General features: G+C 44.3%; 21 protein-coding genes and 1 riboswitch. Of the genes, 1 reads left to right on the forward strand and 20 read right to left on the reverse strand.

The genetic code is table 11. The annotated features are described in order from the left end of the window. Positions 1-2 precede the first annotated feature (2 nt). From remA to MHH40_RS02900, 3 genes are all read right to left on the reverse strand, one after another. Positions 3-272: an extracellular matrix/biofilm regulator RemA gene (gene remA, locus MHH40_RS02890; RefSeq protein ID WP_008344898.1), complete on the reverse strand. Its 270-nt coding sequence runs from the start codon at positions 270-272 to the stop codon at positions 3-5. A gap of 76 nt (positions 273-348) precedes the next feature. Beyond that, positions 349-1,224 (reverse strand): YicC/YloC family endoribonuclease, encoded by an 876-nt coding sequence (locus MHH40_RS02895; RefSeq protein WP_003211878.1) that lies wholly within the window; start codon positions 1,222-1,224, stop codon positions 349-351. Positions 1,225-1,307: 83 nt separating this feature from the next. After that, positions 1,308-3,983 carry a calcium-translocating P-type ATPase, SERCA-type gene (locus tag MHH40_RS02900; RefSeq protein WP_137054646.1) on the reverse strand — a complete coding sequence of 892 codons (2,676 nt, stop codon included), beginning with the start codon at positions 3,981-3,983 and terminating at the stop codon, positions 1,308-1,310. 164 nt (positions 3,984-4,147) lie between these two features. Here MHH40_RS02900 and MHH40_RS02905 point away from each other — a divergent pair, with 164 nt between their 5' ends. After that, the gene (locus MHH40_RS02905; RefSeq protein ID WP_310023684.1) at positions 4,148-5,857 is read left to right on the forward strand and encodes an Rqc2 family fibronectin-binding protein; all 1,710 of its coding nucleotides are present in this window, start codon (positions 4,148-4,150) and stop codon (positions 5,855-5,857) included. Positions 5,858-5,887: 30 nt separating this feature from the next. On the opposite strand, the gene MHH40_RS02910 is transcribed toward MHH40_RS02905, so the two are convergent. The 17 genes from MHH40_RS02910 to MHH40_RS02990 form a co-directional block, all read right to left on the reverse strand. Continuing rightward, positions 5,888-6,391 carry a precorrin-2 dehydrogenase/sirohydrochlorin ferrochelatase family protein gene (locus MHH40_RS02910; protein ID WP_268458681.1) on the reverse strand — a complete coding sequence of 168 codons (504 nt, stop codon included), beginning with the start codon at positions 6,389-6,391 and terminating at the stop codon, positions 5,888-5,890. After that, positions 6,372-7,157: a sirohydrochlorin chelatase gene (locus MHH40_RS02915; RefSeq protein WP_326849212.1), complete on the reverse strand. Its 786-nt coding sequence runs from the start codon at positions 7,155-7,157 to the stop codon at positions 6,372-6,374. The genes MHH40_RS02910 and MHH40_RS02915 overlap by 20 nt, the downstream gene beginning before the upstream one ends. Positions 7,158-7,231: 74 nt before the next feature. Further along, complete coding sequence (cobA, locus tag MHH40_RS02920) at positions 7,232-7,987, reverse strand: uroporphyrinogen-III C-methyltransferase (RefSeq protein WP_340900625.1); 756 nt, start codon at positions 7,985-7,987, stop codon at positions 7,232-7,234. 29 nt (positions 7,988-8,016) lie between these two features. After that, positions 8,017-8,610 (reverse strand): adenylyl-sulfate kinase, encoded by a 594-nt coding sequence (gene cysC / locus MHH40_RS02925; RefSeq protein ID WP_003212173.1) that lies wholly within the window; start codon positions 8,608-8,610, stop codon positions 8,017-8,019. Between the two features lie 14 nt (positions 8,611-8,624). Beyond that, entirely contained in the window at positions 8,625-9,761 is a 1,137-nt protein-coding gene (sat, locus tag MHH40_RS02930; protein ID WP_050945075.1) for a sulfate adenylyltransferase, read from the reverse strand. A gap of 57 nt (positions 9,762-9,818) precedes the next feature. Then, positions 9,819-10,883, reverse strand: a complete 1,065-nt coding sequence (locus MHH40_RS02935) for an inorganic phosphate transporter (RefSeq protein WP_253622630.1) — start codon at positions 10,881-10,883, stop codon at positions 9,819-9,821. Positions 10,884-10,896: 13 nt separating this feature from the next. Continuing rightward, on the reverse strand, positions 10,897-11,598 hold the full coding sequence (locus tag MHH40_RS02940; RefSeq protein WP_003211029.1) for a phosphoadenylyl-sulfate reductase: 702 nt from the start codon (positions 11,596-11,598) through the stop codon (positions 10,897-10,899). Beyond that, complete coding sequence (locus tag MHH40_RS02945) at positions 11,585-11,776, reverse strand: DUF2292 domain-containing protein (RefSeq protein ID WP_003211143.1); 192 nt, start codon at positions 11,774-11,776, stop codon at positions 11,585-11,587. Before MHH40_RS02945 ends, MHH40_RS02940 begins: the two co-directional genes overlap by 14 nt. 68 nt (positions 11,777-11,844) lie before the next feature. Then, positions 11,845-11,947, reverse strand: a riboswitch (SAM riboswitch). A 213-nt stretch (positions 11,948-12,160) separates the two neighbouring features. Continuing rightward, complete coding sequence (gene pyrE, locus MHH40_RS02950) at positions 12,161-12,799, reverse strand: orotate phosphoribosyltransferase (RefSeq protein ID WP_044141967.1); 639 nt, start codon at positions 12,797-12,799, stop codon at positions 12,161-12,163. 7 nt (positions 12,800-12,806) lie between these two features. Further along, complete coding sequence (gene pyrF / locus MHH40_RS02955) at positions 12,807-13,511, reverse strand: orotidine-5'-phosphate decarboxylase (protein ID WP_253622631.1); 705 nt, start codon at positions 13,509-13,511, stop codon at positions 12,807-12,809. After that, positions 13,483-14,415 (reverse strand): dihydroorotate dehydrogenase, encoded by a 933-nt coding sequence (locus MHH40_RS02960; protein WP_340900626.1) that lies wholly within the window; start codon positions 14,413-14,415, stop codon positions 13,483-13,485. Before MHH40_RS02960 ends, pyrF begins: the two co-directional genes overlap by 29 nt. Continuing rightward, positions 14,409-15,185, reverse strand: coding sequence for a dihydroorotate dehydrogenase electron transfer subunit (locus MHH40_RS02965; protein WP_003211895.1), 777 nt, complete (start codon positions 15,183-15,185; stop codon positions 14,409-14,411). The genes MHH40_RS02960 and MHH40_RS02965 overlap by 7 nt, the downstream gene beginning before the upstream one ends. Then, entirely contained in the window at positions 15,182-18,397 is a 3,216-nt protein-coding gene (gene carB, locus MHH40_RS02970) for a carbamoyl-phosphate synthase (glutamine-hydrolyzing) large subunit (RefSeq protein WP_050945080.1), read from the reverse strand. The genes MHH40_RS02965 and carB overlap by 4 nt, the downstream gene beginning before the upstream one ends. Further along, positions 18,382-19,476 (reverse strand): carbamoyl phosphate synthase small subunit, encoded by a 1,095-nt coding sequence (locus MHH40_RS02975; RefSeq protein WP_340900627.1) that lies wholly within the window; start codon positions 19,474-19,476, stop codon positions 18,382-18,384. The genes carB and MHH40_RS02975 overlap by 16 nt, the downstream gene beginning before the upstream one ends. Then, the gene (locus tag MHH40_RS02980; protein WP_106033181.1) at positions 19,473-20,759 is read right to left on the reverse strand and encodes a dihydroorotase; all 1,287 of its coding nucleotides are present in this window, start codon (positions 20,757-20,759) and stop codon (positions 19,473-19,475) included. The genes MHH40_RS02975 and MHH40_RS02980 overlap by 4 nt, the downstream gene beginning before the upstream one ends. Further along, the gene (locus MHH40_RS02985) at positions 20,743-21,666 is read right to left on the reverse strand and encodes an aspartate carbamoyltransferase catalytic subunit (protein WP_340900628.1); all 924 of its coding nucleotides are present in this window, start codon (positions 21,664-21,666) and stop codon (positions 20,743-20,745) included. Before MHH40_RS02985 ends, MHH40_RS02980 begins: the two co-directional genes overlap by 17 nt. 130 nt (positions 21,667-21,796) lie before the next feature. Beyond that, a complete protein-coding gene (locus MHH40_RS02990; RefSeq protein WP_050945084.1) occupies positions 21,797-23,125 on the reverse strand; it encodes a solute carrier family 23 protein in 1,329 nt (442 codons plus the stop codon). Positions 23,126-23,191 lie beyond the last annotated feature (66 nt).

A 23,191-nucleotide genomic window follows, 5' to 3' on the forward strand; every position in this document is an offset into this window, starting at 1 on the left:
TATTACCCCTGCCCTTCATCTATGATTTCTTCTTTTACAGAAAGTCTTTGCGCGACAGTCTCAGGCTGAACGGCAGATAAGATGACATGGTCACTGTCCATAATGACAACAGCACGGGTTCTTCTTCCGTATGTAGCATCTATGAGCATGCCTCGATCTCTTGCGTCTTGTATCATTCGTTTAATCGGTGCTGATTCCGGACTGACGATCGAAATCATCCGATTCGCTGAAATGATGTTTCCAAATCCGATATTGATCAACTTTATGGTCATCTTCTAACGTCCCCCTGTATTATAAACGTCTCTAGTCTCGCCGAAAGAGACGTACTGTAAACAGCATACACAATGACTATTCTATATTCTGCACTTGTTCTTTTATTTTTTCAATAGCACTTTTCATTTCAACCACCAGCTTAGTTAAATGATGATGGTTCGCTTTTGAGCCAATGGTGTTCACTTCACGGTTGAGCTCCTGTACAAGAAAATCAAGTTTTCTGCCAGCAGCACCGCCTTGCATCAAGATTTGCTGGAATTGCTGAAAGTGACTTTTCAATCTCGTAATCTCTTCTGTAATGTCACAGCGGTCAGCAAAGATCGCAGCCTCTGTTGTCAATCTGCTTTCGTCAAGCGCCTCTCCGATCCATTCTTGCAATCGCTGATTGAGCCTGTCTTTATACTGACTCACAACCTCTGGTGCAAAGACTTTGATTTCTTCTGTATAGGCCTCTAATTCAGAAAGCCTCAGCTCACAGTCTTTTTGAAGTGATGTTCCCTCCTGCTCTCTCATGAAGCAAAGCTCCTTGACAGCCGTTTCACAAGCTTCCATCAGCAATTGCTCTAATTGCTCATTTCGGCTAGCCGATTCTTCTACTTGAACGGCATGCTCCAGCCCCAGTAAGTCATGTGCATGCTGAATGCCTGAAATGTGATAGCGTTTCTCGAGATCTTTTGCGGCTTTCATGTATTCATCAAGCAGCGGCCAGTCGATCTGCAAGGACCGGCTTGCTAGTTTACCGCCTTCAATCGTAACAAACAGCTCAATTCTACCGCGCTGCACGTGACGAAGAATGATTTTTTTTAATGTGTCTTCGAAATATAAAAGCGGCCTCGGCAAACGGGCATGAACCTCTTTAAAACGGTGATTGACCGATTTTAGCTCAACTGACACTGTCAGTTCTCCATCCGTTTTACTCGCTTGGCCGAATCCCGTCATACTGCGTATCATGTCAAAACACCCAATTCTTTCATATTAATAAAATGAAAAAGGTAATAGCAGACACTATTACCTCAAAATTATACCATAACGAATTATTTTTTTCTTGTCAAAAGTGATCCTGCCAGTAAAAAAGTTGGCAGTGCAGACATACCGATGATCAGCAGCCAATCAATTGGTGCAATCGCCACCGTTTTGAAAATCGGCTGAAGCGGCGGATAATAAATGACCACAAACATCAGTAAAAGTGATGACAAAACCGCACCGATTAAGTAGAGATTCCCGAATGGATTGCGTTCAAAGATGGATCGTTCACTGCGGCAGTCAAATACATGAATGAGCTGCGCCAACACAAGCGTACTAAATGCAACAGTCTGTGCATATGGCAGGTTGTTTGGATCACGGTGATACACAAACATAAATGCTAAAAGGGTCGCAAGTCCAATGAGGAACCCTCTAGATACAACCTTCCAGCCGAGCCCTCTAGCAAAAATCCCCTCTTTCATATTCCTCGGCTTCCTTTTCATGACATCGCCTTCTGGCTTATCCATACCAAGCGCCATCGCCGGGAGACCATCTGTGACGAGGTTGACCCATAAAATTTGAATAGGAACGAGAGGAAGCGGAAGCGCTAGAAGCATCGCAAACAGCATAACCAAAATTTCTCCCACATTTGATGCGAGCAAATAGCGAACAAACTTACGAATGTTTTCATAAATATTTCGGCCTTCTTTAATGGCCGATTTAATGGTCGCAAAGTTGTCATCAAGTAAAATAAGAGAGGACGCTTCCTTGGCTACGTCTGTTCCAGTGATGCCCATGGATATACCGATATCTGCTTGCTTAATTGCAGGCGCATCATTGACCCCGTCACCTGTCATCGCTACAATATGTCCATTTTTTTGATAGGCTTTCACAATTCTCAGCTTATGCTCCGGTGATACCCGTGCAAAGACGTATACATTTTCAGCCGTTTGCTCAAGCTCTTTGTCACTCAGCTGATCCAGCGCTTTTCCGTCGAGCACCTTTCCTTGCTTTGGTAAAAGGCTCAAGTCTTTTGCGATCGCTTTGGCTGTTTCCACGTGATCCCCTGTAATCATGACTGTTTTTATGCCCGCATCCCTGCACTCTTTAATCGCTCGTCTCACTTCAGGACGAGGCGGGTCGATCATGCCCTCTAGTCCGATAAATGTTAAATCAGTTTCAGCCTGCTGGACAGTGGTGATTGTTTCGGTCAGACCAACTTTTTTATACGCAATGGCAATCGTTCTCAGCGCTTGTCTTGCTAAACCTTGAATCGCAGCCTCTGTTTCTTGCCTGTGAGTGGCTGAAAATGAAGCTGTGCGTCCGCCATGCATGATATGGCTTGAACGGTTCATCAGGACATCCGGCGCACCTTTTGCAATGACGTACCGCTCTTTTTGATTCGTTTCGACGACGACTGACATCATCTTTCTTTCTGAATCAAAAGGAAACTCTTCTACCACGTGAAATCCTGCTTCGATGAATTGCTCTGTAAAACCCGCTTTACGTGCTGCGGTGAGAAGTGCCCCCTCTGTCGGATCACCATCAAGCCTCATTTCGCCATCTTTTTCAACGATGGTCGATGTATTACAAAGCGCCCCATATAATAACACCTTTTGCAGACTTGGATGTTTATCTACATGGACAAGTTCTCCGTTCAAGGTGAAATCACCAGATGGCTCATAGCCCGTACCAGAAATATTCCACGTTTTGCCCTCTGCCCATACATGGGTCACAGTCATTTTATTTTGCGTCATGGTTCCTGTTTTATCTGAGCAAATGATCGACGCGCAGCCAAGAGTCTCCACCGCCGGGAGCTTTCTGACAATCGATTTTTGTTTGATCATCCGCTGCACTCCTAAGGAAAGTGCGACGGTGACAATTGCCGGCAGGCCTTCGGGAATGGCAGCAACCGCAAGTGATACTCCCGCCAGGAACATATGATACAAATCATGTCCTTGCACAACGCCAAGAACCACAACGAGCACCGTTAAAAATAAAGCAGCCACAATGAGGATTTTCCCCAGCTGTTCGAGACGTCTTTGCAGTGGTGTTTCCATATTCCCTGCAGCATCCAGCATGCCGGCAATTTGCCCCATCGCTGTATTCATTCCTGTACCAATGACAACGCCCACGCCGCTTCCTCTAGTGACAAGCGTCCCCATAAAGGCCATGTTCGTCAAATCTCCAAGCGAGACATGATTGCTAGAAAGCGGACTTGCGTGTTTAACTGCTGGGATGGATTCGCCAGTGAGAGCAGACTCCTCGATTTCCAGACTCTTTGTTTCTAGTAATCTAATATCTGCCCCAATCCGGTCTCCGCTTGAAAATTTCACAATATCCCCTGGCACGAGATGTTTAGACGGGATCTTGATCCATTCATGATTTCTCCTTGCATACACATGCGGGGTTGATAATTCCTTTAGTGCTTGAAGGGATTTTTCCGCCCGGCGTTCTTGATAAAAGCCGAGCACTCCATTAATCAGAACAATCGCTACAATGGCTACTGCATCAATGTATTCGCCTAGAAAAGCAGAAATGATCGTTGCTGCAAGCAAGATTAACACCATAAAGTCTTTAAATTGCGCTAAAAAAATGATCAGAGCTGACGCCTTTTTCCCTTCTTGCAATTCATTTGGCCCGTGTTTTTCAAGCCGTTTTTGTACATCTTTTTCTGACAGTCCGTCACCTATCGATGTATTCATTGTTTTTAATAAATCGGTTTGGTTCAGTTCATGCCAATTCATTTGACCTCGTCCACTCCTCTTTTGTTCTCTCTCATATGCAGTGTTCTATAAGCCAGTTTATTCAGACTCGTCCTAAATCATGCTATAATAATAAGACTGCCTAAAGAACGAGAAATGGAAGGTTCTTTCAGTAGATTTGTGTGAAAGAAGAGGGTGTATCCAACATGTCATTTGACGGCATTTTTACATATGGTATGACAAATGAATTGCAAGAGACATTAACTGGTGGAAGAATTTCAAAAATTCATCAGCCATATAAGCACGAGCTGATTTTTCATATCCGGGCAAACGGAAAGAATCATAAGCTCCTTTTATCCGCTCATCCGAGCTACGCTAGAGTGCAGCTCACAGAGCAGCAATATGACAATCCAAGCGAACCTCCAATGTTTTGTATGCTCCTTAGAAAGCATCTTGAGGGCGGATTCATTGAGCGTTTCGAACAAATTGGATTTGACCGTGTGATCGTACTTCATGTACGAAGCCGCAATGAAATTGGCGACGAACAGACGCGAAAGCTCTACATTGAAATCATGGGAAGGCATAGTAATTTGATTCTTGTCGAAGATGATACGCAGCAGATCATCGATGGCTTGAAGCATCTTTCTCCATCTGTAAACAGCTATCGAACAGTGCTTCCTGGGCACGAATACCTTCTGCCGCCTGCGCAGCAAAAATTAAATCCGTTTGCAGTAACGAAGGACGATATTTTAAAGCATTTACGCTTTCAAGAAGGAATGATCACAAAGCAAATTGTCGATACATTCTCTGGGGTTTCTCCGCTGTTTGCAAAGGAAGCTGTTCACAGGGCCGGTCTTGCCAATCAGGAAACAATTCCAAATACACTAGTCGACATGTTCCAGCTGATTCGCATGCATTCCTTTACCCCGCAGCTGACAAGAAAAGATGGGAAGGAGTATTTCTATTTATTAGAACTGCAGCATGTCCAAGGCGAAATGAAGACATTCGACTCTCTCAGCCAGCTGCTTGACCGCTTTTATTTCGGCAAAGCTGAGAGAGACAGAGTGAAACAACAAGCGTCTGACCTTGAACGGTTTGTCATAAATGAAAAAAAGAAAAATGAAAACAAGCTCAAAAAACTGAACAGAACCCTTGAAGAATCTCAAAATGCCCATAAATACCAGCTCTATGGCGAATTGCTAACAGCCAATTTATATGCCATCAAAAAAGGGGATAAAGAAGCGACTGTCATCAATTATTACGATGAAGATGGCGGAGAGATCACAATACCGCTCAAAACAAACAAAACCCCTTCTGAAAATGCGCAAGCATATTTCACAAAATATCAAAAGGCAAAAAATGCAGTAGAAGCGGTCAATGAGCAAATTGAGCGGACACATAAAGAGATTGCTTATTTTGATGAGTTGATTCAGCAGCTGTCCTCTGCCTCACCGAAGGATTTAGAGGAAATGAGAGAAGAGCTTGTTGAAGGGAAATATTTACGCGCCAAACAAAAGCGCAACGCCAAAAAGAAAAAAACGGCGGCCATTCAGCTTGAAACGTATGAATCGTCTCAAGGGATTCCGATATTAGTCGGAAAAAACAACAAACAAAACGAGTATTTAACCACAAAGGCGGCTGCCCGTGACGATATTTGGCTGCACACGAAAGATATTCCTGGATCACATGTCGTCATCCGTCATCAAACGCCTGACGAACAGACGCTGCTTGAAGCGGCTCAAATCGCTGCCTACTTCTCGAAGGCAAAGGAGTCGAGCTCCGTTCCTGTCGATTACACGAAAATCCGGCATGTGAAAAAACCAAATGGAGCCAAGCCCGGATTTGTGACGTATGATCAACAGCAAACATTATTTGTCACGCCTGACGAAGATGTGGTTCTTAAGCTGCGAAAATAATAAAAGCCGATAAAATCCTTTCAAGAGATTTTATCGGCTTTTTCTTTGTTGTTTTTTTCTTTCGATATAGAGAGCATCAAGTGCATCTACATCCTCTTGTTCAAGCAATGTCTCAATTTCCGCAGCCAGCTGTTTTGTCCGGGCTGGGCTTGCACCGCTTGTAGAGACTGAAATCGTCACTTTCCCTGCTTTGACCACCTTTGGCACGATTACATTGCCAAGCTCTGATTGGCTCACACAATTCACAAGCTGGTGAGGCCGTGCTGTTTGTGCAATCCATTCATTTACCGCCGGATCATTTGTAGCAGCGACAATGAAAAATGCATCCTCTACATCTTGAGCTTCCACTTTCTTTTCTTTCCAATTCAGGTTGTATGTATCAATGAGACGTGCCATCTCTTTAGAAATATCAGGACTCACGATGGTAATATGGCAAGGCTCTATACATAGCGCCTCTGCTCTTCTTGCGGCTATTTTTCCACCGCCGGCGATGAGCACTTGTTGATTGGTTAAATCAAGATGGACTGGAAGCATGGCTTTCTCCTTGGAAATGAAACACATCGTCTTTGTTTAAAATGGTTTCTTGCACGCGTTCAATATAAGCTGCTTTTACATGCGGATGAAAGCCAATATACCGGCATACCCGGACGCCTTTCAGCCTCTCTCTCGCCTGAGCCGCTTCATTTTCAATCTCTTTCATTAAAATACCCGTAAACAACAAGTAAGGAACGAGATAAACAGGCGCATCATCATCTGCTGTTAATTGCGCAAGAACATCTCGGTAATTTGGCTCACATGCCGTAATAAAACATGGCAAGACCTCAGCAAGAGGAAGCAGGCGCCGGACATCGTCCGCAATGCCAAACACATCTCGCTTCACATCTGGATCAGAGCTTCCGCGGCCAATTAAAAGAATCCGTGCTTTCCCGCCTTGATATCCTGCTTCTTCAATTCTTGCAGCAACTGCTTTTGTCACTTCTTGATTGACCCCAATTGGTTTCCCGTATGTGACCTTCACTTGCGGGTATCGTTTTTGAACTTTCTCAATCTCAACTGGAATATCCGATTTAGCATGCATAGCAGTTAAAAGGAGGAGCGGGACGATCGCAATGTGTGTAGCTCCTTTGTTCACACAGGCTTCAAAGCCTTCCTCTATAGAAGGGGCTGTTAGTTCTAAAAAACAAATTTCTTGTATATCGGCTTCTACTAATGGCATACAGCTTTTCATAAAAGAAATGGCTTTATCTTGTGCTTCTTTTACCCTGCTTCCATGCCCAACATAAAGTACAGCTTGTTTCATGTGACTCCTCCTTCTTACTTGTTTTGTTCAGACGAAAAGACACGATCAATGCACGTGTCTTTTCTCTAACATTCTCAATTCTCAATGAGGGCCGGTTCAAACCAGTTCAGCTTTTGGTGAAAATGAACGACATCTCCAACAACTATTAAGCTTGGATGCTCGATGCCTTCTTTTTCAACGGTTTCAGACAGTGTCTTAACAGTGCAGCAAGTCGTCTTTTGCCTCGTCGTGGTTCCCCAGTGTATAAACGCTGCTGGCGTTTCAGGATCACGTCCATTTTTTATAAGAAGCTGCTGCACTCTTTCTACGTTTTTGACGCCCATGTAAATCACAAGGGTATCAATCCCTGTAGCCAGTGCCTCCCACTTTTCTTCAAAATGCTCATCCTTTTGATAGTGACCCGTGACAAACGCAACATTTGAGCTGAATTCACGGTGCGTCACGGGAATGCCTGCATAAGCAGCTGCTGCAATACCAGAGGTAATCCCCGGGACAACTTCATATGGAATTCCGTGCTCAGCTAAGCATTCGATTTCTTCACCGCCGCGGCCAAATACAAAGGGGTCGCCGCCTTTCAGACGGACGACAACATTCCCTTCCTTTGCATGGGTCACAAGGGCTTCATTGATGGCTTCCTGTCTCATCGTATGATGATTCGGGAGCTTGCCGCAATAGATTAATTCCGCATCGGGTTTGGCGTGGGCGAGTATTTCTTGATTGACAAGACGATCATATAAAATGACATCTGCCTGCTGTATTGCCTTAAGGGCTTTTAATGTAATTAAGTCTGGATCCCCAGGTCCAGCCCCCACAATGTATACTTTCCCCATCGTGCTTTTCTCCCCCTGCCATCAGGCGATTATTTCGCTTTTCCCTTTACATAATCAACAAGACGCTGTTTGGACTCTTCACGCGATAATTCACCTGTATCTAGAACAAGCTCAGGTGCAGCTGGCTCTTCATAAGGTGAATCAATCCCGGTAAAAAATGGAATTTCGCCATTTCTAGCTTTTTTATATAACCCCTTTGGGTCACGCTCTTCGCATACGTTCAGATCACATTTCACAAACACTTCGTGAAATTCTCCCGCTTCAACTAACTGTCTGACAATGCGGCGGTCTTCTTGAAATGGTGAAATAAAAGCCGTGATGACAATTGTTCCTTGCTCAACAAATAATTTCGCCACTTCTCCGATACGTCGGATGTTCTCTTTTCTGTCATCATCTGAAAACCCTAAATCTTTATTCAATCCATGCCGCACATTATCGCCATCAAGAACAGTGACTTGATAACCTTGTTCAAACAGCTCTCTAGCCGCTGCATTTGCAATTGTAGATTTACCTGATCCACTTAGACCTGTGAGCCAAATAATGCCGCTTTTATGATTGTTTTTTTGTTGATATTCTTTTTTTGTAATAGATGAATCATGCCACACGATATGTTCGTTGCTCATGTCATACCCTCCCATTAAGATACCGTCGTTTTTAATCCTTCGATTAATGTTTCAATGACTTCTTTTCGGCTGAACGTGCTTGGCGGTAATTCTCCGTTTCTCAGCATCGTTCGAACCTTTGTACCTGAAAGAATGACATGCTCGCTTTTATCGTGAGGACATGTTTTTGGTGTTGCCATTGCTTCACATGTATTACAGTAGAAGCTATGTTCAAATTTTAACGGGGTAATGCCAATTTCTTCGCTTGTAAATTGTTCAAATAACTCCTGCGCCTCGTATGTGCCGTAATAATCACCAACACCTGCATGATCTCTTCCCACAATAAAGTGAGTACAACCGTAATTTTTACGAACAAGCGCGTGAAAGATTGCTTCCTTTGGTCCAGCATAACGCATTGCCGCAGGAAAAACACCTAAAAAGACGCGATCCTTTGGGTAATAACCGTTCAATAACACTTGATAGCTTTTCATTCTCACGTCTGCCGGAATATCGTCTGATTTTGTTTCACCGACAAGTGGATTTAAAAACAAACCATCGACGGTTTCAAGTGCTGTCTTTTGAATATATTCATGGGCACGGTGAACAGGGTTTCTTGTTTGGAAACCAACAATCGTTTTCCAGCCGTTCTCTTTAAAATGACGTCTTGTTTCTTCCGGCTCATACGTAAATTGAGGGAATGGTTTTTCGCTTCGTTTCGTCAGTGTAATTTTACCACCAATGTACGTATCACCGCGTTCAAATAATTTTTTCACGCCTGGATGATTGCGGTCATCAGTTTTATACACATTCACCGCTTCTTTTTCCTTATCTGGTGTGTATTGATCCTCTACTTCAATCACGCCATATACAGTTCCATTATACGATAGACGCACAATCTCGCCTCGATGGATTTCCGCTGCCTTTTCCTTTGTCACTGGCAGTGTAATAGGAAGAGACCAAACGACACCACTTGCTAGCCGCATACTGCTCACAACCGCTTCATAATCAGCTTTTGTTAAAAACCCTTCAATTGGACTATACCCGCCAATTGCTATGAGTTCAAGGTCTGCAAAAGAGATAGCATCTAGTTCAATTTCCTTTGCAGCCGTGCTAAGGTCATACTCTTCATTTACTCGATTAATTAATACGCCACCATGTGGTGTTAAACTCATTTGTTCATCTTCCTCTCAATGTTCATATTTATTAGATGTAAATAGTCGGATTTGTCGTTAAATCCCGCCGCCCTGTTCATGAATCGAGCTGCTTTCATTTTTGACTGCCTTCATCAGACTTAGCGCACCAAGTGAGGCAAGCAGTACACTCATCATGATAAAGATAGAGTAATAGTCCCCTTTTAAGAAAAGACTCACCAGCAAATACGATAGACTAAGTGATAAAAAGGGTGATACTACCCACACTTTCAGCATTTTTTTCACCACATGTTTATGAAAAATATTAGGTCCGCCTTTTGCCATGCCAAGTCCAATGATAGACGAGGAGGTGATTTGGGTAAGTGGAACTGGCAGCCCAAAAATAGAGCTGACGATGACAAGTCCAGCACCGGTACCGGAAAGCAATATCCCTTCGCCCGTTTGATAGCGGGTAATCTTCTTTCCATTTGTTTCTAGTACTCTTCTACCAAGCAAGAGGGCTCCAATGGCGACGAAGATTCCGCCGTAAAGTGTTCCTTGCCCAACTGACAAAACGCCCGCGGCAACAAGTGGACCGACTGCATTTGCCACATTGTTCATACCTGCTGAAAATGCTTCTAAAAATCCACTAAGGATTAAAACAATGGATAAAATAAATGTTCCTTTTTTAGACAGCTTACGTTTAGGGAACATTCTGATGATTTTGACTACAACAAAGGTAAAAAGAAAGGCGACAAGCGGAATGATGACCCAAAATGCCACAATGACTAAAATGGATTTCACATACAATACTTTATATGCGACCGCGACACCAACTACAGCTCCTACTGTCACCTCACTCGTTGATAAAGGGATGGCCATCAGATTCGCTATAAAGAGTGATAATGCAGCAGAACCAATAATAATACAAACAATTTCAAGTGTAATGACGGATTCAGGCATAATTCCAGAGCTAATCGTTTTGACAACCTCACCACCGCCAATAACTGAACCTGCTAAAATCCCAACTGCACATACACTGAGTGCATAGATCGGCTTTCGAATCGCACCTGATCCGTACGCGATACCCATCGAAGCTGCTGCACCACTCGCGCCAATGTTTAGAGCGAAAAATAAACTAAATAAAATTGCGGCAATTTCCATACACTATGCTCCCTTACTCATGTAATCCGCACTCAGTCTTAGCTGTGCCTGACCATCTGCCAGACCGCAGATCCTCGGCAGTAAATGCTGGCTGTGTACACGGGGCACACCCGATACTTGGATATCCCTGATCATGTAGCGGATTATAAGTAAGTTCCTCTCTAGATGCATATCTCCATATGTCCTTCCACGTCCAGTGGATAAGCGGACATACTTTCACTGATTTGAATTTTTCATCCTTATTTAAAAAGTTCGTCCCTGCTCGCTTAGGAGACTGCTCTCTCCTTAAGCCAGAAAGCCATGCCGGATAGCCAGATAGCGCTTCTTGCAAAGGAATGACCTTACGCATATGACAGCAGCTTTGAGGATCTGTTTTCCATAGTTGATCACCATGCTGCTCGTTTTGCTCCTCAACCGTCAGCTCAGGGGTTTTCAGCACAATATCTAAACCCGGGTATCTTTCCTTTACCGCATCAATTGTGTCGTACGTTTCCTTAAAATGCAGACCTGTATCTAAAAAGACAATTCTTGCATCCTTTTTTACTTTCGCAATCAAATCAATGAGGACGATGCCTTCAATACCAAAACTGCATGCATAAACGAGCTGATCACCATAATGACCGTATGCCCATTTCAGCACAGATAAGGCCCCTTTATACAAATCATCTTCTTGAAATGTAATGGACGGCTCTTGCCAATTTTCATAAGTTAACATTGTTTCTCCCCTTCCGGAGTATCACTACTCTCCGCACTACGTCAACTGAATTTTTTCTGTCTTCTTCCACTTGGATCACTTGACCGTCCTGAACAATCAGTGTAACTAAACTGAATTCATATCCCCAATCAGTTTCTGCATAGGCTTCAATTAAGTCTTCATCCTGCTTTTGCTTCACTTCCCCCTCACCGTTAAAATAAAAAAACTTCCTTTCATTCCGAAAGAAAGATGAGGAAGCTCACGATTTCCTTATCTTTCAAAATAGAATCATTTTGCAGGAAGTAGCACCTTGCAAATTGCAGGTTGCCGGGCTTCATCGGGCCAGTCCCTCCACCTCTCTGGATAAGTGTTTTAATTTGTCTTAAATATTAACACAATTCAAACAAAAGTCAACCCGACTTTATTGATAGGATTAGTTTTTATTTAAATTTGAGTCTATTTTACTATTTTTAACCAAATAAAAAAGCTGTGCGGGTATGCGCAGCTTCATATTGTATTCAGCGTGATAGAAAACCTTTGCAGTCCTGACAAAGAATGCGAGGGTTTGTCTACACGAAGCTATTTAGACGGTTTCTTCCATCCAAGATTCAGAGGAAGGATCTTGTCTCCAGCGTTTCAATTTATTCATAGCAGAAGGCTCAATCGCTTTCAGCTCAAGTGCCACGTCTGTCAGGGTGTCATAGTCTGTTAGGGTGACATATGGAATGTTTTTCTCTTGGAATGCTGCCGCAGCTTTTGGCAGACCGTATGTGAAGATCGCGGCAACGCCTAGTACGTCACAGCCCGCTTCTTGAAGAGCAGCGACCACTTCAAGCACACTGCCTCCTGTTGAAATCAGATCTTCTACGACGACCACCTTTTGGCCTTTTGATACGGCACCTTCAATTTGATTTCCTTTTCCATGTGCTTTTGGCTTACTTCTGACATAACACATCGGGACGTTTAGACGATCTGCTGCTAATGCCGCATGCGGGATGCCTGCTGTTGCAGTACCAGCAATCACCTCCGCTCCCTCAAAATGAGTGAGAATCAACTCTTTAAGACCTTCAGCAATGTCGTGTCTAACTTCTGGATAGGACAAGGTGAGACGGTTGTCACAATAGATCGGTGATTTGATACCGCTTGCCCATGTAAACGGTTCGTCTGGCTTCAATGAGACCGCTTTGATTTGTAATAGGTGTTTAGCGATTTTTGTTTTCATCTTGCAGTCACTCCCACTCTTTCAAAATTTGATGATAGGCTTCCAATGGTTTTTCAGCTTTTGTGATTGACCTTCCGACAACAATTTGTGAAACACCTTGCTCTTTTGCATAAGCAGGGGTTGCCACACGCTTTTGATCATCGGTTTGATCATTTAGTAAACGAATCCCTGGCGTAACAGTGAGGAAGTCAGGTGAGATGTGCTCATGAAGAGCTTTGGATTCATGAACAGAGCAAACAACACCGTCTAGTCCACTTTCATGTGCCAATTGACCGTACCGGATGACAGTCTCTTGCAGCGGACGGTCTATGAGTAATTCGCTTCTCATCATGTCTTCAGATGTACTCGTCAGCTGAGTCACTGCAATAATGCCCGGACGTTTTTGCCCAGCAGGCGTTCCGTTTTCAAGCCCTTCTAACGCAGCTTGCATCATCTGTTTCCCGCCAGCAGCATGTACATTGACTAGATCAACGCCAAGTGCGGCAAGCCGGTTCATTGCTTTTTGCACCGTTGTTGGAATGTCATGTAATTTGAGGTCGAGGAAAATGTGGCAATTTTTTTCTTTAAGTGCGTCAAGGATGGCAGGTCCTTCTTGGTAAAACAGCTCCATGCCGACCTTCACAAATAATGGTGTCCCTTCAAAGGGTTCTAAAAAGGCAAGCGCCTCCTGCCCTGATGGAAAATCAAGCGCGATGATGGGCAAGTGCTTCATATTTCCAGCTCCTTCCGATACATTCCTCTACAGATGAATACCCATAGGCTGCTAATACATTTGGCAGGTCTTCTATGATTTCTGGGCAAATAAATGGGTTTACAAAATTGGCTGTGCCAACAGCTACTGCACTCGCACCTGCTAGTAAAAATTCAAGTACATCTTCAGCGTTTTGCACTCCGCCCATTCCGATAATCGGGATAGAAACCGCTTGACTGACCTCATGTACCATGCGCACAGCGACAGGTTTGACCGCAGGGCCTGATAATCCGCCTGTTTTATTGGCAAGAATCGGTTTCCCTGTTTTTAAATCTAAACGCATACCGATTAACGTGTTAATCATCGTGAGTCCATCCGCTCCAGCACATTCAATCGCTTGAGCAATCTCCACAATATTAGCTACGTTAGGAGACAGTTTGACATAGACAGGAACGGAGGACACGTCCTTCACCGCTTTTGTCAATGCTGCTGCCATTTGAGGATCTGTACCAAAGGCAATTCCGCCTGTTTTGACATTTGGACACGAGATATTCAGTTCAAGGGCATGGACATTTTTTGCTTGGCTGATCTGCTTCGCTACTTCAACATAATCATCGACCTGTGAGCCAGCGACGTTTGCAATAATAGGCGTATCAAACTGCTCAAGCCAAGGCAATTCATTTTCCAGCACGCCTTTTAGGCCAGGATTTTGAAGACCGATGGCATTGAGCATCCCGGCACCTGTCTCCGCTACCCTTGGTGTCGGGTTGCCAAATCTCGGCTCTAAGGTTGTGGCTTTAATCATGATACCGCCAAGCACGGATAAGTCGTATAATGAAGCAAATTCTCTCCCGAATCCAAAGCAGCCTGATGCAGGGATAATCGGATTCTTTAAAGATAAGCCGGGTAACTCAACGTTTAGCATGACAACGCCACCTCCTCTGCTTTAAATACAGGTCCGTCCAGACAGACTTTGACGTAAGCTTTTTCGTGCTGATCGGTATGACAGACACATGCAAAGCAAGCACCAATTCCGCAGCCCATTCGTTCTTCCATTGAAATGTAGACAGGCTTATCGGGGTAAGAGTCTTTTAGTGCTTTTAACATAGGGGTCGGCCCGCAGGAAAGCATGACATCAAAGCTCAAATCATTCTCTTCAATGACACTTGTCACGAAGCCCTTTGCGCCATATGTCCCATCAACTGTTGCGATAAATGTATCTCCGAGTGCTTGGAATTTCTCCTCGTAAAATACATCCTTTTTCGATTGAAAGCCAAGGACATGCTTGACGATGACGCCTTTTTTCGTTAAACGTTTGGACAGCTCATATAAAGGCGGTACTCCAATTCCACCACCGACTAGTAACGCTGTCTGACCTGGCTGAACAACTGAAGGATCGTACCCGTTGCCAAGCGGCCCTAAGACATCGATGGATTCCCCATCCCGCCTTTGGGAAAGAAGCTTTGTGCCCTCTCCCTCTGCGCGATAGATGATGGTTGCTTCTTGCTTCTCGGCATGAATATTGGCAATACTGATCGGTCTTCTCAGCAGCGGTGTCATGGACTCGCTGACCTTGATATGAAGAAATTGTCCAGCCGTTTGAAAGGAGTCCACAAGGTCACCTTTTAATGTCATTTCGTAAATATGATCAGCGATCTCTCGATTTGAGACGACCGTCAAGTATGCTTTTTTCATATCGTTACTGTCACCTCAGCATTCGTTTTCACTTCTGGCATTTCGTCCGCTCTAAATGTCATGCTTTCTAGTACTCTTAAAATCGCTTCTGCTGTATCTAGTGACGTTAAGCAAGCTACGCCATTTTCAACAGCTTCACGTCTGATTCTAAAGCCGTCTCTTGCCGGCTGTTTTCCTTTTGTCAGAGTGTTGATGACAAATTGGGCTTCCCCGTTTCGTATGACATCGAGAAGGTTTTTGCCTTCTTCTCCTATTTTGCCGACAACACTTGATGGGATGGAGGCTTGTTTTAAGTAATTCGCTGTTCCTTCTGTCGCTAAAATATGGTAGCCGATTGAATGGAATCTTCTCGCAATCTCCAGTCCTTCTTCTTTATCCTTGTCAGCAACTGTCAGAAGAACTGTCCCATCTTTAGGAATTTGAATGCCTGATGCAATTAATCCTTTGTAAAGAGCTTTTTCGATTGTGACATCTTTCCCCATGACTTCACCTGTCGATTTCATTTCAGGTCCGAGTGTAATATCGACTCTTCTTAGTTTTGCAAAAGAGAAGACTGGAACTTTGACGTACACCCCTTCTTGCTCTGTGTGAAGTCCTTCTTCGTAGCCATAGTTTTTGAGTTTTTCTCCTAAAATGACTTTTGTCGCTAGGTTTGCCATCGGGATGCCCGTGATTTTACTTAAGAAAGGAACTGTCCGGCTTGAACGCGGGTTCACTTCAAGTACGAACACTTCACCTTTTGAGAGAACAAATTGAATGTTTAGCAGCCCAATAATGTTGAGTCCTTTTGCAAGCTTGATCGTGTATTCTGCGATCTTCGCTTTGATCTCTTCAGACAATGTTTGCGGCGGGTAAACCGCAATCGAGTCACCAGAGTGAACCCCGGCTCTTTCAATGTGTTCCATAATGCCAGGGATCACGACAGTTTCGCCATCAGACACGGCATCTACTTCGATTTCTTTTCCTGTTAAATATTTGTCAATTAAGACTGGGTGCTGCGGATTGACTTTCACTGCATTCTCCATGTAGTGAAGAAGCTCGGCTTCTTGATAAACAATTTCCATCGCACGACCGCCTAATACATAGGAAGGACGGACAAGGACTGGGTAGCCGATCTGATTGGCAATCGCTACAGCTTGAGGCACAGAAGTAGCTGTTTTTCCTTTAGGCTGCGGCACGCCGAGTGCTTCTAATGTTTGTTCAAACTTGTCCCTGTTTTCAGCTCGGTCTAGGTCTTCAAGAGAAGTGCCGAGAATCTTCACCCCTCTATTTGATAATTCATCTGCTAGGTTGATTGCTGTTTGACCGCCGAACTGGACAACGACTCCTTCAGGTTGCTCTAGATCGATGATGTGCATCACATCTTCTACAGTGAGTGGTTCAAAGTAGAGCTTGTCCGAAATACTAAAGTCTGTTGAGACCGTTTCAGGGTTGTTGTTAATAATGATTGCTTCATACCCTGCTTGTTTAATTGCCCACACAGAATGAACGGTCGCATAATCAAATTCTACTCCTTGACCGATTCTGATAGGACCTGAGCCTAATACGATGACGCTTTTCTTGTCTGTACGTTCTGATTCATTTTCATCTTCATATGTGCTGTAGAAATATGGCGTCTCGGATTCAAATTCAGCCGCACAAGTATCTACCATTTTGTAAACAGGTACGATGCTTGCTTCTTGTCTTAGCGTATAGACATCCGCTTCATTCATATTCCACTCGCGGCTAATATAGATGTCTGAGAAGCCTTTTTCTTTCGCTTCTTTTAATACGTCTGTATTGCCTTTGTTTTCTTTTAATGTCTTTTCAAAAGCGATGATGCCTTCCAGTTTATGAAGGAAGAAGTAATCAATTTTTGAGAACTCATGTATTTGTTCAACCGTATAGCCTCTTCTAAGTGCCTCGGCGATATAGAATAATCGTTCGTCTCCCGCCTTGATAATCCGCTTTTCAAGCACTTCGTTTGTGATATCTGCTTCATCTTTTAATTCAATGTGGTGCACATCCGCTTCAAGTGAACGAACAGCCTTTAGAAGAGACTCTTCTAATGTACGACCGATCGCCATCACTTCACCCGTTGCTTTCATTTGCGTACCAAGACGTCTGTTGGCCGATTCGAATTTATCAAACGGCCAGCGCGGAATTTTAGACACAATATAGTCGAGTGCCGGTTCGAAGGCGGCATAGGTTTTACCTGTGACTGGGTTCATCATTTCATCAAGCGTTAAGCCGACAGCAATTTTCGCTGCAAGTTTGGCAATTGGATAACCAGTTGCTTTCGACGCAAGTGCAGAAGAGCGACTCACGCGCGGATTTACTTCGATGATATAGTATTGAAAGCTGTCTGGATCAATTGCCAGCTGTACGTTACATCCGCCTTCAATCCCAAGTGCCCGGATCAGCTTGAGCGACACATTGCGAAGCAGCTGATATTCACGGTCACTTAACGTTTGGCTTGGCGCCACAACGATACTGTCTCCTGTGTGGATACCGACTGGATCAAAGTTTTCCATGTTACAAACAACGATCGCATGATCACCGCTATCACGCATGACTTCATATTCAATTTCTTTAAAGCCTGCAATACTTTTTTCAAGTAAGCATTGTGTGACTGGGCTTAGCTTCAAACCGTTTTCGACGATTTCCTTCAGCTCTTGCTCGTTTGTACAAATTCCGCCGCCTGTTCCGCCTAATGTATAAGCTGGTCTCACAATGACAGGGAAACCAATTTGATTCGTAAACGCCATCGCTTCTTCTAGGTTATGGATGATTTCACTTTCTGGTACAGGCTCATTTAGTTCATTCATCAAATTACGGAATAGATCTCTGTCCTCTGCTTTTTGAATAGCTGAAAGTTTTGTTCCTAATACTTCAACACCACATTCAGCTAATACGCCAAGGTCTGATAATTCAACAGCAAGGTTAAGTCCAGTTTGTCCGCCAAGTGTTGGCAAGATCGCATCAGGACGTTCTTTTCGAATGATTCGTGTTAAGAATTCTGGTGTCAGTGGTTCGATGTATACCTTATCGGCCATTTCTGTATCTGTCATGATGGTCGCTGGATTGGAATTCACAAGAACGACTTCATAGCCTTCTTCTTTCAGTGCTAAGCAAGCCTGTGTGCCTGCATAGTCAAACTCCGCTGCCTGACCAATGATGATTGGACCTGAACCGATAACTAAAATCTTTTTGATGTCTACGCGTTTTGGCATACTTCTTCCCCTTCTTTCTCAGTTGTATGAATCATGTCCATGAACTGGTCGAATAAGTAGTTCGCATCTTCTGGACCTGGTGATGCTTCTGGGTGGTACTGGACAGTGAATGCTGGTGCTTCTTTATGTTTTAAGCCTTCAATTGTATTGTCGTTTAGTGCGATGTGTGTGACTTCGAGCACGTCCTCGTTAATGGCACTAACTGTGTAGCCGTGGTTTTGAGCTGTCAGGGTGACCTTGCCGGTTGCTAGTTCTTTCACTGGGTGATTCGATCCTCTGTGACCGAATTTCATTTTTTCAGTACTTGCGCCGCATGCAAGCGCGAATAATTGATGTCCAAGGCAAATGCCAAAGAGTGGAACTTTTCCAATCAATTGCTGAATCATCTCGACTGCTTCTGGTACATCCACAGGATCCCCAGGGCCGTTTGAAAGCATGATTCCATCAGGCTTCAACTGCAGTACTTCATCTGCCGTGATATTGTACGGCACCACAATGACATCACAGTCCCGTTTATTGAGCTCGCGCAAAATGCCGTGCTTCATGCCGAAATCGACAAGGACAATTCTTTTTCCTCTTCCCGGGCTTGGATACGCATTTTTCACAGATACTTGACTCACTTGATCAGTCGGCAGCTGCATTGTTTGTAGGCGGCGCACCACGTCTTCCACTTGTTCATCCGGTCCTGCAAATGCCCCTCTTAAAGTCCCTGCACTTCGAATCATTCTCGTCAGCTTTCGTGTATCGATTCCGCTAAGCCCTGGAATGTTTTTCATTTTTAAATACTCATCGAGCGAGTATGCAGAGCGCCAGTTTGAGGGCTTTTCACAAAGTTCCTTCACAATCAGCCCTTTGACAAACGGTGTGATCGATTCAAAATCATCACGATTAATGCCGTAGTTGCCGATAAGCGGGTAAGTGAGTGTGACAATTTGTCCGCAGTATGATGGATCAGACAAAATTTCTTGATAGCCTGTCATCCCTGTATTAAAGACGACTTCTCCGACTGATGATTCTAAGTTGCCAAAGCCTGTTCCTTCGAATACTGTTCCGTTTTCTAGCACTAAGCGTCTCTTCATTTTACTAGTCTCCCCTCTTCATACACGACTTTCCCAGATGCAAGTGTCATGACCGGCCATCCTGATACAGTCAATTTGTCAAACGGTGTATTTTGTCCTTTTGATAAGAAGCTCTTTTTATCGATTGCCATTTCTTTGTTTAGATCAATGAGTGTAATATCAGCTGTTTGTCCTTCTTCCAGCTTTCCATAAGGAAGGGAGAAGGCTTCTGCTGGCTTGATCGTCATATAATCAACGAGTTTTTTTAATGTCCATTCGCCTGTTTTGACAAATCGCGTGTAAAGAAGCGGGAACGCTGTTTCAAGCCCAACTATTCCAAAAGGTGCGCGTTGCATCGTTTCGTTCTTTTCTTCTTCTGTATGCGGTGCATGGTCTGTTGCGATGAAATCAATCGTTCCATCTAACAGTCCCTCGATTAGTGCCTCGCGATCCTCTTTTCCTCTAAGAGGCGGGTTCATTTTATAGTTCGTATCAAGCCCTGGGATGTCTGCATCACATAGGAGCAGGTGATGTGGTGACACCTCAGCCGTCACACGGATGCCTGCTTTTTTTGCATCGCGAACGACTCGCACAGATTCTTTCGTACTGATATGACATACATGATAATGACAGTTCGCTGCTTCTGCTAAAAGAACATCTCTTGCAATATGCACCGATTCACAAATGGACGGTATACCGTTTAATTCATTTGCTTTTGAAAATTCTCCTTCATGAACGCATCCGCCGTAAATGAGCGAGTTATCCTCACAGTGCGCGACAATGGCTTGATCAAGACTTGCTGCCTTTTTCATCGCTTCGTACATCATGCCTGCTGTTTGGATGCCGACTCCGTCATCTGTGAAAGCGAAGGCGCCTGCTTCTTTTAGTGCTGCAAAGTCTGTCATCTCTTCCCCAATTTGTCTAGTTGTGATGGAGGCGTATGGCAGTACTCTGACAGAAGAGGTCTCTTCGATTCGATTCATGAGCCATTCCATTTGCTCTTTTGTATCTGGAACTGGGCGTGTATTCGGCATCGCTGCAATCGTCGTATAACCGCCTCTTGCTGCTGCTTTAGAGCCTGTTTCAATCGTTTCCTTTTTCTCTCCGCCTGGCTCTCTTAAATGTACATGCAGATCAATTAAGCCTGGTGAAACAAATAGCCCTTTAGCATCAATGACCTCTTCTCCGTCTTCTCTTTCTAAGTGACCAATCGCTTGAATCACTTTTCCTTCTACCCTAATATCCTGCTGCACTTTTTCACCTGTGCTTGTTAAGATAAAACCGTTTTTAATGAGATACGACATAGACAGAATCTCTCCCTTTTTGATGTAGTCTGCTATTTTGAAAAGCTCTTTTTAATACCGCCATTCGGACATAAACGCCATTTTCCATTTGCTTGAAAATTCGTGACTGCTTTGATTCCACTAAAGAATCATCTATCTCCACACCTCTGTTTACTGGCGCTGGATGCATGATAATGGCTCGTTCTTTCATGTTGTTTGCCCTGTTTACTGTTAATCCATAAGTCGATAAGTAATCTTCATTACCCATTTTTTTAGCGTGCCGTTCATGCTGGATTCTAAGCAGCATCACCACATCAGATTGTCTAGTGGCTTCGTCTACTTGGACATACGTTCCGTGAGGATTTTGCTCATCTTGGAAGGAAGCAGGTCCTGAGAAAAGGACTGTCGCTCCGAGCCTTGAGAGTACTTCCGCATTCGACCTTGCCACCCTGCTGTGCTTGATGTCTCCATGAATCGAAATCGTTAAGCCCTCAAAGCCGCCAAACTCTTCATAGATGGTCATTAGGTCAAGCAGTGATTGGGTCGGGTGCTGCCCGCAGCCATCTCCAGCATTGATGATGGGAATCCCAACCTTCCCGATCAGTTCGTTGTAATATTCATCGGTGCTGTCTCTGATCACACAAGCTTTCACGCCGATGGATTCGAGCGTTTTTACCGTATCGTAAAGAGTTTCGCCTTTTTGAACAGAGGTGCTTGCCGCATCTAAGCTTAGTACATTCATCCCCAGCTTCTTTTCGGCGACTTCGAAGCTAAATCGTGTTCTTGTGCTTGGTTCAAAAAAGAGATTTGCTACAAATTCTCCCGCTAAACCAAGCTCTTGCTTCCCCTTTTTGAGAGCCGTTGCTTCTTCAATCAGCTGTAAAATCTCTTCTTTAGATAAGCTGCTCATTGTCGATAGATCATTCATTTTTTCTTCCCCCTCTAGTTTTTCATCACTTTCAGGTTCAAAAAAACCCTAAGCCTCGGCAGCTTAGGGTTCTCCAAAAGAAGCAGCGGCACGTTCGTGCATTCTGCTCATTTTAGAACCCTTGTCAGCCTCACTGGACTTCTTTTAAAAGGTTTTCTGTATTCGATTCATTTGACTCGTCATCCTCCGCTTTTTGCTGCGGCAGGATCAGGTTCAACAGGACACCCGTGATGGCAGCAAGTGCCATTCCAGATAGTGTGAGGTTGATTTGTTTCACCTCAATGAATGCCCCTCCAATTCCGATGACTAAGATGACTGATGCGATAATGAGATTACGCTTTTCTTCAAAATTCACTTTATGATCAATCAGGATTCTCAGACCGCTTGAGGCAATGATTCCAAAGAGCAGGAATGAAACGCCTCCCATGACCGCGGACGGCACTGTACTGATTAATGCTGAGATTTTTCCGACAAAGCCGAAGCAGATTGCAAATACTGCTGCTCCGCCGATGACGAAGATACTGAACACTCTTGTGATGGCAAGGACGCCGATGTTCTCTCCATACGTTGTTGTCGGCGGTCCGCCAATGAGTGAAGCGAAGATTGTCGCCGCACTGTCTCCTAAAATGGAGCGGTGAAGACCAGGTTTTTTAATGAAATCTTGCCCTACAACTTTACTTAACACCACTTGGTGGCCGATGTGCTCAGACATTGTCACAAAGGCAACCGGCACCATTACGGTGAGAATGCTTAAAGTCACAGCTGGTGTGTAGTCAACAAATGGTACAACGAAGTCTGGTACAGCAAACCATTTTGCATCAATGACCGGCTGGAAGTTCACAATGCCTTGTGATAAGGCAAAGAGATAGCCGCTGATAATGCCGATTAATACTGGGATCAAGCTAAGGAATCCTCTTAGGAAAATCATGCTGATAATCGTGACAGCCAGTGTGAAGCCGGCGACCATTAGGTGCTTCAGGCTGTAAACAAGCTCGGTTGCATTCGGATCAGCATACATCGCCATGTTGACAGCTGTTCCAGCGAGTCCGAGTCCGATGACCATAATGACCGGCCCTACGACGACCGGCGGTAGAAGTTTCATCAGCCAGCCTGTGCCGAGCCATTTAATAAATAGTGCAATGAGTGCATAAGCGACACCCGCCATGAAGGCACCCACCATGGCGGCTCCAGGGCCGCCTGTGGCTTTCACATTCAGTATGGGGGCGATAAAGGCAAAGGACGATCCAAGATACGCTGGAATTTGGCCTCTTGTGATAATTAAGTAAACTATGGTTCCAACACCACTTGAGATGAGCGCGACCGCTGGACTCATATCGATGATTTTTGGTACTAGAATGGTTGCACCAAACATGGCAAACAAATGCTGAAGGCTAAGTGACAGCCATGTGAACGGTTTTGGGATATCTCGAATGCCTAAATTGGCTTTTTGCTGACTCATGATTTTCCTCCTAGATGTGTCCTTTTTCATTAAAAAAGCCTCTTTGCGAGTATGCGCAAAGAGGCC

Origin of the sequence: Bacillus sp. FSL K6-2431 (assembly GCF_038005165.1) — a bacterium.
GTDB classification, from domain to species: Bacteria; Bacillota; Bacilli; order Bacillales; family Bacillaceae; genus Bacillus; species Bacillus pumilus.

Excerpts from the sequence above, each read along its gene's own strand:
- remA (WP_008344898.1), bottom strand. The coding sequence starts at position 272 with ATGACCATAAAGTTGATCAATATCGGATTTGGAAACATCATTTCAGCG.
- MHH40_RS02895 (WP_003211878.1), bottom strand. The coding sequence starts at position 1,224 with ATGATACGCAGTATGACGGGATTCGGCCAAGCGAGTAAAACGGATGGA.
- MHH40_RS02900 (WP_137054646.1), bottom strand. The coding sequence starts at position 3,983 with ATGAATTGGCATGAACTGAACCAAACCGATTTATTAAAAACAATGAAT.
- MHH40_RS02905 (WP_310023684.1), top strand. The coding sequence starts at position 4,148 with ATGTCATTTGACGGCATTTTTACATATGGTATGACAAATGAATTGCAA.
- MHH40_RS02910 (WP_268458681.1), bottom strand. The coding sequence starts at position 6,391 with ATGCTTCCAGTCCATCTTGATTTAACCAATCAACAAGTGCTCATCGCC.
- MHH40_RS02915 (WP_326849212.1), bottom strand. The coding sequence starts at position 7,157 with ATGAAACAAGCTGTACTTTATGTTGGGCATGGAAGCAGGGTAAAAGAA.
- cobA (WP_340900625.1), bottom strand. The coding sequence starts at position 7,987 with ATGGGGAAAGTATACATTGTGGGGGCTGGACCTGGGGATCCAGACTTA.
- cysC (WP_003212173.1), bottom strand. The coding sequence starts at position 8,610 with ATGAGCAACGAACATATCGTGTGGCATGATTCATCTATTACAAAAAAA.
- sat (WP_050945075.1), bottom strand. The coding sequence starts at position 9,761 with ATGAGTTTAACACCACATGGTGGCGTATTAATTAATCGAGTAAATGAA.
- MHH40_RS02935 (WP_253622630.1), bottom strand. The coding sequence starts at position 10,883 with ATGGAAATTGCCGCAATTTTATTTAGTTTATTTTTCGCTCTAAACATT.
- MHH40_RS02940 (WP_003211029.1), bottom strand. The coding sequence starts at position 11,598 with ATGTTAACTTATGAAAATTGGCAAGAGCCGTCCATTACATTTCAAGAA.
- pyrE (WP_044141967.1), bottom strand. The coding sequence starts at position 12,799 with ATGAAAACAAAAATCGCTAAACACCTATTACAAATCAAAGCGGTCTCA.
- pyrF (WP_253622631.1), bottom strand. The coding sequence starts at position 13,511 with ATGAAGCACTTGCCCATCATCGCGCTTGATTTTCCATCAGGGCAGGAG.
- MHH40_RS02960 (WP_340900626.1), bottom strand. The coding sequence starts at position 14,415 with ATGCTAAACGTTGAGTTACCCGGCTTATCTTTAAAGAATCCGATTATC.
- MHH40_RS02965 (WP_003211895.1), bottom strand. The coding sequence starts at position 15,185 with ATGAAAAAAGCATACTTGACGGTCGTCTCAAATCGAGAGATCGCTGAT.
- carB (WP_050945080.1), bottom strand. The coding sequence starts at position 18,397 with ATGCCAAAACGCGTAGACATCAAAAAGATTTTAGTTATCGGTTCAGGT.
- MHH40_RS02975 (WP_340900627.1), bottom strand. The coding sequence starts at position 19,476 with ATGAAGAGACGCTTAGTGCTAGAAAACGGAACAGTATTCGAAGGAACA.
- MHH40_RS02980 (WP_106033181.1), bottom strand. The coding sequence starts at position 20,759 with ATGTCGTATCTCATTAAAAACGGTTTTATCTTAACAAGCACAGGTGAA.
- MHH40_RS02985 (WP_340900628.1), bottom strand. The coding sequence starts at position 21,666 with ATGAATGATCTATCGACAATGAGCAGCTTATCTAAAGAAGAGATTTTA.
- MHH40_RS02990 (WP_050945084.1), bottom strand. The coding sequence starts at position 23,125 with ATGAGTCAGCAAAAAGCCAATTTAGGCATTCGAGATATCCCAAAACCG.